The sequence below is a fragment of the Pseudomonas sp. SG-MS2 genome, assembly GCF_009933855.1.
Lineage (GTDB): Bacteria > Pseudomonadota > Gammaproteobacteria > Pseudomonadales > Pseudomonadaceae > Aquipseudomonas > Aquipseudomonas putida_E.
Window position 1 is genome coordinate 1 of sequence record NZ_MOMO01000260.1, and the last position, 9,522, is coordinate 9,522.

At 62.9% G+C, this 9,522-nt stretch carries 7 protein-coding genes, 3 tRNA genes and 1 pseudogene; 2 read left to right on the forward strand and 9 right to left on the reverse strand.

The features are described from left to right. Window positions 1–93: 93 nt before the first annotated feature. The 3 genes from BLX42_RS24995 to BLX42_RS25005 form a co-directional block, all read right to left on the reverse strand. Window positions 94–178, reverse strand: a tRNA-Leu gene (locus BLX42_RS24995). A gap of 54 nt (window positions 179–232) precedes the next feature. Then, window positions 233–308: transfer RNA gene (locus tag BLX42_RS25000), tRNA-His, on the reverse strand. A gap of 42 nt (window positions 309–350) precedes the next feature. Next, window positions 351–427, reverse strand: a tRNA-Arg gene (locus BLX42_RS25005). A 259-nt stretch (window positions 428–686) separates the two neighbouring features. Between BLX42_RS25005 and folD the strand changes: the two genes are divergently transcribed. Beyond that, complete coding sequence (folD, locus tag BLX42_RS25010) at window positions 687–1,541, forward strand: bifunctional methylenetetrahydrofolate dehydrogenase/methenyltetrahydrofolate cyclohydrolase FolD (protein ID WP_039603436.1); 855 nt, start codon at window positions 687–689, stop codon at window positions 1,539–1,541. 98 nt (window positions 1,542–1,639) lie between these two features. Here folD and BLX42_RS25015 read toward each other — a convergent pair whose 3' ends face one another. Genes BLX42_RS25015 through BLX42_RS25040 form a run of 6 tightly spaced genes read right to left on the reverse strand, consistent with a single transcriptional unit; the run spans window position 1,640 to window position 7,558 of the window. Then, entirely contained in the window at window positions 1,640–3,379 is a 1,740-nt protein-coding gene (locus BLX42_RS25015; protein WP_161872876.1) for an ABC transporter substrate-binding protein, read from the reverse strand. Between the two features lie 38 nt (window positions 3,380–3,417). Continuing rightward, entirely contained in the window at window positions 3,418–3,690 is a 273-nt protein-coding gene (locus BLX42_RS25020; protein WP_125923206.1) for a DUF2160 domain-containing protein, read from the reverse strand. Between the two features lie 12 nt (window positions 3,691–3,702). Continuing rightward, on the reverse strand, window positions 3,703–4,503 hold the full coding sequence (locus BLX42_RS25025; RefSeq protein ID WP_039603433.1) for a carbohydrate ABC transporter permease: 801 nt from the start codon (window positions 4,501–4,503) through the stop codon (window positions 3,703–3,705). Window positions 4,504–4,506: 3 nt separating this feature from the next. Then, entirely contained in the window at window positions 4,507–5,370 is an 864-nt protein-coding gene (locus tag BLX42_RS25030) for a carbohydrate ABC transporter permease (protein WP_039603432.1), read from the reverse strand. Then, complete coding sequence (locus tag BLX42_RS25035; RefSeq protein WP_161872877.1) at window positions 5,367–6,464, reverse strand: ABC transporter ATP-binding protein; 1,098 nt, start codon at window positions 6,462–6,464, stop codon at window positions 5,367–5,369. The genes BLX42_RS25030 and BLX42_RS25035 overlap by 4 nt, the downstream gene beginning before the upstream one ends. Next, window positions 6,464–7,558: an ABC transporter ATP-binding protein gene (locus tag BLX42_RS25040; protein ID WP_046787924.1), complete on the reverse strand. Its 1,095-nt coding sequence runs from the start codon at window positions 7,556–7,558 to the stop codon at window positions 6,464–6,466. Before BLX42_RS25040 ends, BLX42_RS25035 begins: the two co-directional genes overlap by 1 nt. 223 nt (window positions 7,559–7,781) lie before the next feature. On the opposite strand from BLX42_RS25040, the pseudogene BLX42_RS25045 reads away from it, so the two are divergent. Then, window positions 7,782–9,522: pseudogene (locus BLX42_RS25045) on the forward strand (sigma-54-dependent Fis family transcriptional regulator); the annotation flags it as partial.

Consider the following 9,522-nt stretch of genomic DNA (forward strand, 5'->3'; position numbering starts at 1 on the left):
CGAACCCACGACAACCGGAATCACAATCCGGCGCTCTACCAACTGAGCTACGCCCACCATATTGCGGTGTTACGGTACAACCTTACATAAACATGGTGCGGACGAAGAGACTCGAACTCTTACAGCTTGCGCCGCTGGAACCTAAATCCAGTGTGTCTACCAATTTCACCACGTCCGCATAACGCTTAAAACAAAGGCGCCAGATCTACAATCAAGGCGCCTCTGAAGAATATGGGGTGGACGATGGGAATCGAACCCACGACAACCGGAATCACAATCCGGCGCTCTACCAACTGAGCTACGCCCACCATATCGCTTTACTGCCTCACTTGCTTGCCCAAGCTGCCTAATGGCGCACCCGGCAGGACTCGAACCTGCGACCATCCGCTTAGAAGGCGGATGCTCTATCCAGCTGAGCTACGGGCGCATAAGCGTAAAGCCTAACCGAACGAGCAATACTAAAACCACTCATTCTGCCCGACTTCGCCAACCAGTGCTAGGCTGTGCCCGACAAGTGCGGCGAATCTTATAGGCGACCCGTATAAGCGTCAACACCTTTCTATAAAAAATTTAAATTATTTAAGGGGTTAGGGCATTTGCCCGACCACCCGCCTTTGCCCTCGGGCCGTGTCGTGCGAGAATGCGCCCTCTTTATTGTTCCTTTCTCGATGGTTAATCACGCGTCTATGACTGCACACCTAATCGATGGCAAGGCGATCGCCGCCAACCTGCGCAAGCAGATCGCTCAACGTGTCGAGGAGCGTCGCCAGCAAGGCCTGCGCACGCCGGGCCTGGCGGTGATCCTGGTCGGCACCGACCCCGCCTCCCAAGTCTATGTCTCGCACAAGCGCAAGGACTGCGAAGAGGTCGGTTTCATTTCGCAGGCCTTCGATCTGCCCAGCGAAACCACGCAGCAAGCCCTGACCGAGCTGATCGACCGCCTCAACGACGACCCGGCAGTGGACGGCATCCTGCTGCAACTGCCGCTGCCTGCACACCTGGATGCATCGCTGCTGCTCGAGCGCATCCGTCCGGACAAGGACGTCGATGGCTTCCACCCGTATAACATCGGCCGCCTGGCCCAGCGTATTCCGCTGCTGCGCCCGTGCACCCCTAAAGGCATCATGACCCTGCTCGAAAGCACCGGTCAGGACCTGTACGGCATGGACGCCGTGATCGTCGGCGCTTCCAACATCGTTGGCCGCCCGATGGCCATGGAGCTGCTGCTGGCCGGCTGCACCGTGACCGTCTGCCACCGCTTCACCAAGGACCTGGCCGGTCATGTCGGCCGTGCCGACCTGGTGGTCGTGGCTGCCGGCAAGCCGGGGCTGGTCAAGGGTGAGTGGGTCAAGGAAGGCGCCATCGTCATCGACGTGGGCATCAACCGCCAGGAAGACGGCAAGCTGGTCGGCGATGTGGTCTACGAGACCGCCCTGCCCCGCGCGGGCTGGATCACGCCGGTGCCGGGCGGCGTAGGGCCGATGACCCGGGCCTGCCTGCTGGAAAACACGCTGTATGCGGCAGAAGAGCTGCATAAGTAAGCTTGCGTGAAATGAAAACGGCACCTCTGGCAGGTGCCGTTTTTTTGCCTTGGATTCAGCAGCTTGCCGACGATGAACCCATTTGGGCCCCTAGCCGGTCACTTGCGCGCCGCCTCCCACGATTTCAGCAGCTCGTCATAGCTGACCGTCTCGCCCTTGGGCTTCTCGTTGGCCAGTTTCGGTTTTGGCGCCCCCGGCTGGTCGAACCAGTACTGTGCGTCTTTTTCAGGGTTCAGCTTAGGCGCGCAGGTGGCCTGGGCATTGGAGCGCTGCAACCGCTCCATCATGCGGTCCTGATCCCGGGCCAAGCCATCCAGCGCTTCTTGCGGCGTTTTCTCGCCACTGGCCACTTCGGCGATATGGCTCCACCACAGTTGTGCCAGGCGAGGATAGTCCGGCACGTTGGTCCCGGTCGGGGTCCATTGCACCCGTGCCGGGCTACGATAGAACTCCACCAGCCCGCCAAGCTTGGGCGCCAGGTCGGTCATGGCCTGGGAGTTGATGTCCGACTCGCGGATCGGCGTCAGGCCAACGATGGTCTTTTTCAACGACACGGTCTTGGAGGTGACGAACTGGGCGTATAGCCAAGCGGCCAGGCGCTGCTTCTCGGGGGTGGACTTGAAGAAGGTCCAGGAGCCGGTGTCCTGATAGCCCAGCTTCATCCCCTCCTCCCAGTATGGCCCCTTGGGCGAGGGCGCCATGCGCCACTTCGGCGTGCCGTCAGCGTTGACCACCGGCAGCCCCGGCTTGGTCATGTCGGCGGTAAAGGCGGTGTACCAGAAGATCTGCTGGGCGATGTTGCCTTGCGCAGGCACCGGGCCGGCCTCGGAGAAGGTCATGCCTTGCGCTTCCTTGGGCGCATAGGCGCGCATCCAGTCGACGTACTTCTGCGTGGCATAGACGGCCGCCGGGCCATTGGTGTCGCCGCCGCGGGTCACGCTGGACCCTACCGGGTGGCAATCCTCCACGCGGATGCCCCACTCGTCCACTGGCAAGCCATTGGGCAGCCCTTTGTCGCCACCACCGGCCATGGAGAACCAGGCATCGGTGAAGCGCCACCCCAGCGAAGGGTCCTTCTTGCCATAGTCCATGTGGCCATAGACGCGCTTGCCATCGATTTCCTTGACGTCTTCGGTGAAGAATTTGGCAATGTCCTCATAGGCGGACCAGTTCACCGGCACGCCCAGCTCGTAACCGTACTTTTCCTTGAACCTGGCCTTGAGCTCGGGCCGCTCGAACCAGTCGGCGCGGAACCAGTACAGGTTGGCGAACTGCTGGTCGGGCAACTGATAAACCTTGCCATCCGGCGCGGTGGTGAACGAAATGCCAATGAAGTCCTTCAGGTCCAGGGTCGGCGAGGTGTAGTCCTTGCCTTCGTTGGCCATCAGATCAGTGATCGACTCCACCTTGCCGTAGCGAAAATGCGTACCGATCAGGTCGGAGTCGTTGACCCAGCCGTCGTAGATGTTCTTGTCCGACTGCATCTGCGTCTGCAGCTTCTCCACCACGTCGCCTTCCTGCAGCAGGTCGTGGGTCAGCTGGATCCCGGTGATCTCGCTGAAGGCCTTGGCCAGCACCTTGGACTCGTACTCATGGGTGGTGATGGTTTCCGACACCACATTGATCTTCATCCCGCGAAACGGCTCGGCGGCCTTGATGTACCACTTGAGTTCGGCCAACTGCTGCTCCGGCGTCAGGGTCGACGGTTTGAACTCGCTGGCGATCCATTTCGATGCCGCATCCTCGTACTGGTCGGCCCACGCCGCACCGTGTACGCCCGCCAGTACCAGCATCGCGGCCAGGGTCAAATGTCGCCGGTTGTGTTTGTTATGGAACATTGTGCTCTCCCGTTTGAGTTATTCCCCGGAGCCGTCGCTCAGCCCCAGCGCAGCACCACCACGAGCCAGCCCAGCGACAGCAGCGAGGCCACCCATAAAGGCCAGTCGCTGACCCCGACTACCAGCAAGTGCAGGTAGGCGCTGACCAACAGGCCGATGAACAACCGGTCGCCACGGCTGGTGACGATCGGCAGAAAGCCACGCCGCTCCACACAGGGGCGGCGCAGTTCGAACAGGGTCATGCACAGCAGCAGTACGCCGACGGCGGCGAAGAACAGCGCCGTGGGCAAGGTCCAGGCCATCCACTCCATGCGTTGCCCTCCTCACACCCGGCCTAGGGCAAAGCCCTTGGCCACATGGTTGCGAACGAACCAGATCACCAGCATGCCTGGCAGGATGGTCAACACCCCTGCCGCCGCCAGCACGCCCCAGTCGATGCCCGAAGCAGACACCGTGCGGGTCATCACGGCGGCAATCGGCTTGGCGTTCACCGAAGTCAGGGTGCGCGCCAGCAACAGTTCGACCCAGGAAAACATGAAGCAGAAAAACGCCGTCACGCCGATGCCGGAGCCGATCAGCGGAATGAAAATCTTCACGAAGAAACGCGGGAAGCTGTAACCATCGATGTAGGCGGTTTCATCAATCTCCTTCGGCACGCCCGACATGAACCCCTCGAGAATCCACACTGCCAGCGGCACGTTGAACAGGCAGTGGGCCAGGGCAACGGCAATGTGCGTATCGAACAGGCCGATGGACGAATAGAGCTGAAAGAACGGCAGCAGAAACACCGCAGGTGGGGCCATACGGTTGGTCAGCAACCAGAAGAACAGGTGGCGGTCACCGAGGAAGCGGTAGCGCGAGAAGGCATAGGCCGCCGGCAGCGCCACCAGCAGCGAAATCAGCGTGTTCAGGCACACGTAGTACAGCGAGTTGATGTAGCCGCTGTACCAGCTGGCATCGGTGAAGATCACCCGGTAGTTGTCGAGGGTGAACGCCTGCGGCCACAGGGTGAGGCCACCGAGTATCTCGGTGTTGCTCTTGAACGACATGTTCAGCAGCCAGTAGATCGGCACCAGCAGGAAGAAGAAGTACAGCAGCAGGGCCAGCGTCTTGCGTGTACTCATGGCCTAGTCCTTGTCGGCGTGGGTCATGGCGGTATAGAACAGCCACGACACCAGCAGAATGATCAGGAAATACACCAGCGAGAACGCCGCCGCCGGGCCCAGGTCGAACTGCCCGACCGCCATGCGGGTCAGGGTCTGACTGAGGAAGGTGGTGGCGTTACCCGGCCCGCCTCCGGTGAGCACGAACGGCTCGGTGTAGATCATGAAGCTGTCCATGAAGCGCAGCATCACCGCGATCAGCAGCACGTTCTTGAGCTTGGGCAACTGGATATGCCGGAACACCGCCCAGCCCGATGCCCGGTCGATGCGCGCGGCCTGGTAGTACACGTCGGGGATGGCGCGCAGGCCCGAGTAGCACAGCAGCGCCACCAGTGATGTCCAGTGCCAGACGTCCATCACCAGCACGGTGAGCCAGGCGTCGAACGGGTCGCCGGCATAGTTGTAGCTGACGCCAAGCTTGGCCAGCGTAGCACCGAGCAGGCCGATATCGGCGCGGCCAAAGATCTGCCAGATGGTACCTACCACATTCCACGGGATCAGCAGCGGGATGGCCATGACGATCAGGCATACCGACGCCAGGCGCCCCTTGGTCGGCATGGTCAGGGCGATGCCGATGCCCAGCGGAATTTCGATCAGCAGCACGCAGGCGGAATAGATGAATTGGCGCAGCAAGGCATCGTGCAATGCCGGGTCGCGCAACACCTGGCGGTACCAGTCGGCGCCGACGAAGTAGCGGCTGGACTGGTCGAAAATGTCCTGCACCGAATAGTTGACCACCGTCATCATCGGCATCACGGCACTGAACGCCACCAGCAGGAACACCGGCAGCACCAGCCACCAGGCCTTGTTGTTCGGCACCTTGTTCATGGCACGGCCTCCAGCAGCAGATCGTCGACGTACAGCAGCAGCCACTGCGTCGGCAGGCTGACCCAGGCATGTGCCACCGGCACCGGGCGATCTTCTGCCAGGCGCGCCTTGAGCGCCACGCCGCCAAGCACCAGAGTGACGATGCGATAGGTGCCCAGGTCCTCGACGTCCAGCACTCGCGCAGGCAAGGCGCCCTCGAACGGGCTGTCCCACAGTTGCACGAACTCCGGGCGAATGCCCACTTGCAGGCGCCCGCCGTGCGTGCCCGCCAAGCGTTCGCGCAGGCCGTCGGGCAGTGCCAGGTGCACATCGCCGAACGCGACCCCCGCCGCGTCGGCGCGCACGTCGATCAGGTTCATCCCCGGGCTGCCGATGAAGTAGCCGACAAAGGTATGCCGGGGCCGCTCGAACAGCTCACGCGGGGTGCCGAACTGGACGATGCGCCCGCCATGCATCACCGCGATCTTGTCGGCGAAGGTCGAAGCCTCCAGTTGATCGTGGGTCACGTAGATCATGGTGATGTTGAACTGCTCATGGATCTGCTTGAGCTTGCGCCGCAACTTCCATTTCAGGTGCGGGTCGATCACCGTCAACGGCTCGTCGAAAAGGATGGCCGAGACGTCATCGCGCACCAGGCCCCGGCCCATGGACACTTTCTGCTTTTCATCGGCGCTGAGGTTGCGCGCCTTTTTCTTCAGCACTGCGCCCAGGTCGAGCACTTCGGCGATTTCCTCGACCCGCGTGCGCACCCTGGCTTCGTCCAGGCCCTGGTTGCGCAAAGGGAACGCCAGGTTGTCGAACACCGTCATGGTGTCGTACACCACCGGGAACTGAAACACCTGGGCAATGTTGCGCTGCTGCGGCGAAAGGTCATTGACCGGCTTGCCGTCGAACAGCACCTGGCCATGGGACGGTGTTAGCAGCCCCGAGATGATGTTCAGCAAGGTCGACTTGCCACACCCGGAAGGCCCGAGCAACGCATAAGCGCCGCCCTGCTCCCACACGTGCTCCAGTTGATGCAGCGCGTAGTCGCCCTCGGCGGTGGGTTGCCGGCTGTAGCTGTGCGCCAGCTGGCGCAGGCGGATTTCGGCCATCAGGCGCTCCTTGCCTGGCGCAGGCCCGGTGCTTGTACCAGTGCCCCGGCGCTGTCGAAGACGAACAGCTTGTGGGTGGGTATGAAGACACGGATCGGCGTATCCACCTGATACTCGTGCACCCCCGGCAGGTGCAGGACCATCGGCCAGTGCTCGTTACGCACATGCAGAAATGTCTCGGAACCGCTGATCTCGGCCAGTTCCACCCGCACCGCCAGTTCCAGGTCGTCATCGTGCGCCGGCACCAGGGTGAGGTGGCTGGGGCGCACGCCAAAGCGGTAATCGCCGTCGCCCAGGCGGTGCAGGTCGACATTGCGGGCGAAGTGCACGGCCTGGGCCAGGCTCACCTCATTGCCATTGATACGCCCCGGTATCAGGTTGATCGGCGGCTCGCTGAACAACTCGGCGGCCAGCACGCTGCCGGGCCGCTGGTAGACCTCGGCCGTCGGCCCGCTCTGGACGATTCGCCCCTCGTGCACCAGGGTGGTGGTGCCGCCCAGTGCCAGCGCTTCGTTGGGCTCGGTGGTGGCATACACGGCAATGCAGTTGCGCGCGGCGAACAACTCGCGCAGCTCCTGGCGCAGCCCTTCGCGCAGCTTGTAGTCGAGGTTGACCAGCGGCTCATCGAACAGGATCAACCCGGCATCCTTGACCAGCGCCCTGGCCATCGCCGTGCGCTGCTGCTGGCCGCCAGACAGCTCCAGCGGCAAGCGTTGCAGGTAGGGTTCGATACGCAGCATTTCGGCAGTTTCCTGCACGCGCCGACGGATGTCCGGCTCCGCCAGGCGCGCCTGGCGCAGGGGTGAGGCGATGTTCTCGTACACGCTCAGGGTCGGGTAATTGATGAACTGCTGATACACCATCGACACATTGCGCCGGCGCACCGGCACGCCAGTGACATCTTCACCCGCCATCAGCACGCGGCCACGGTCGGGGTGGTCGAGCCCGGCCATCAGGCGCATGAGGCTGGTTTTGCCGGCCAGGGTCCGGCCAAGCAGCACGTTGAACGAGCCAGGCTCGAACTGCAGGGACGCGTCGATGATCCAGGGCTGGTTATCGACGCTGCGGCTGACCTGTTCCAGCACCAGAGACATGGCAGGACCTTGTTATTGTGGTTGTCCGGCACAGACAGCCAATACCGTGCCAGTTCCACTCTGGCCCTCTGGCCTGCGGCTTTGACGGTGCCGACAGGCCAGCAGCGATTCACAACTGAACACTTTCGCTGAACACCTGAACAGTGGCGGGTTTGACAATGAACAACGGTGGACGACACTCAACAGCGGTCGGCTGATAACAACAATCACACAGGACAGGCCCATGGCCACCGCCACTTCGACCCATGCCCAACTGATCCAGGCCTCCTGGGCGCGCTGCCGCGATCACGGCCTGCAGCCACAGAGCGCCCCGACTTCGATTGCCTGACCAAGGCCGAACTCAGCGCCCTGCTGGAGCGGCGCCAGGCACTGTTGCAACACACCCGCGATGGCGTGCTGCCGCAATACGCGCACCTGCTGGGCAATGCCAGCTACCTGGTGATGCTCGCCGACGCCAACGGCTGCCTGCTCGAGACCTGGGGTTCGCGACGCTTCGTCTGCCCCCAGCACCAGCACGGTTTCAGTGCCGGTGCCCACTGGCACGAACGGGGCGTGGGCACCAATGCGCTGGGTACCGCGCTGGTCTGCGCCGAGCCCGTCCATGTTGGCCAGGACGAACACTTCCTGCGCCAGAACCGTTACATGTCCAGCGCCGCAGCCCCGCTGTACGATGCCCTGCGGCAACTGGTCGGGGTGCTCGACGTGGCCAGCGACGGCTACCTGCCGGCCACCCAGACCCTCGGCCTGGTGCGCATGATGGGCCAGAGCCTGGAGAATCGCCTGATCCTTGCGCAGCATGCCGAACAGCACGCCCAATTGCTGTTCAACAGCGCCTGCGACAACCTCGACAGCCCCTGGGCCGGGCTGCTGGTATTCGATGAGCGTGGCCAGGTACTCGCCGCCAATCATCGAGCCGACAGCCTGCTGGGCGGCAACCCGCTGCAACAAAACGTCGAGCAACTGTTCCAGATCCCCTTGTGCCAGTTGCTTGCCCACCCCCAGCAACAGCCATTCGCTTTGCAGGCAGCCGGGCGCAACCGCTTCCACTGCCAGTGGCAAGCACCCCGGCAAAGCCCTCCGCGCTCAGCGCTTGGCAGTGGCGACCCACGCATGGAAAAGGCCCTGGCCCAGGCCAGCCTGATGCTGGAAAAAGACATCCCGCTGCTGGTCCAGGGTGAAACCGGCGTCGGCAAGGAAGTCTTCGTCCAGGCCCTGCACCGCGCCAGCAGCCGTGCCCGCCAGCCGTTGATCGCGGTCAACTGTGCGGCGATCCCGGCAGAGCTGGTGGAATCGGAGTTGTTCGGTTATGACAAGGGCGCCTTCACCGGCGCTCATCACAAGGGCAACCCGGGGCTGATACGCAAGGCCGACCAGGGCATTCTGTTCCTCGACGAAATCGGCGACATGCCGCTGCCGACCCAGGCCCGCCTGCTGCGCGTGCTGCAATCGCGCAGCATTCAGCCACTGGGCAGCGGCGAACCGGTAGCGGTGGATATCCGCGTGGTCTCGGCAAGCAATCGGGACCTGACCGAAGAGGTGCGTGCGGGGCGCTTTCGCCAAGACCTCTACTACCGCATCGCGGCAATGGCGGTCGTGTTGCCGGCGCTGCGCGAGCGCACTGACCGGCGAGCATTGATCGAGCACATCCACGCACGTTATCGCGACCCTCACCAACCCCAGCGCTTGGGGCAGCCTATCCTCGAACTGCTTGACCGCCACCCCTGGCCGGGCAATGTGCGCGAGCTGGTGAGTGTGATGCAGGTGGCGCTGGCACTGGCAGGCGATGGGCCGGTCGGCGTCGAACATCTGCCTGGCGTATTTCTGGCTGAAACACAAGGGCGCCCGGTGGTGAGCGACTGCAGTGACGATGAGACGGACCTGCACAGCCTGCTGAAACGGGCCAATGGCAACCTCTCGGCCGTGGCGCGGGCCCTGGGGATCAGCCGGACGACACTGTACAAACG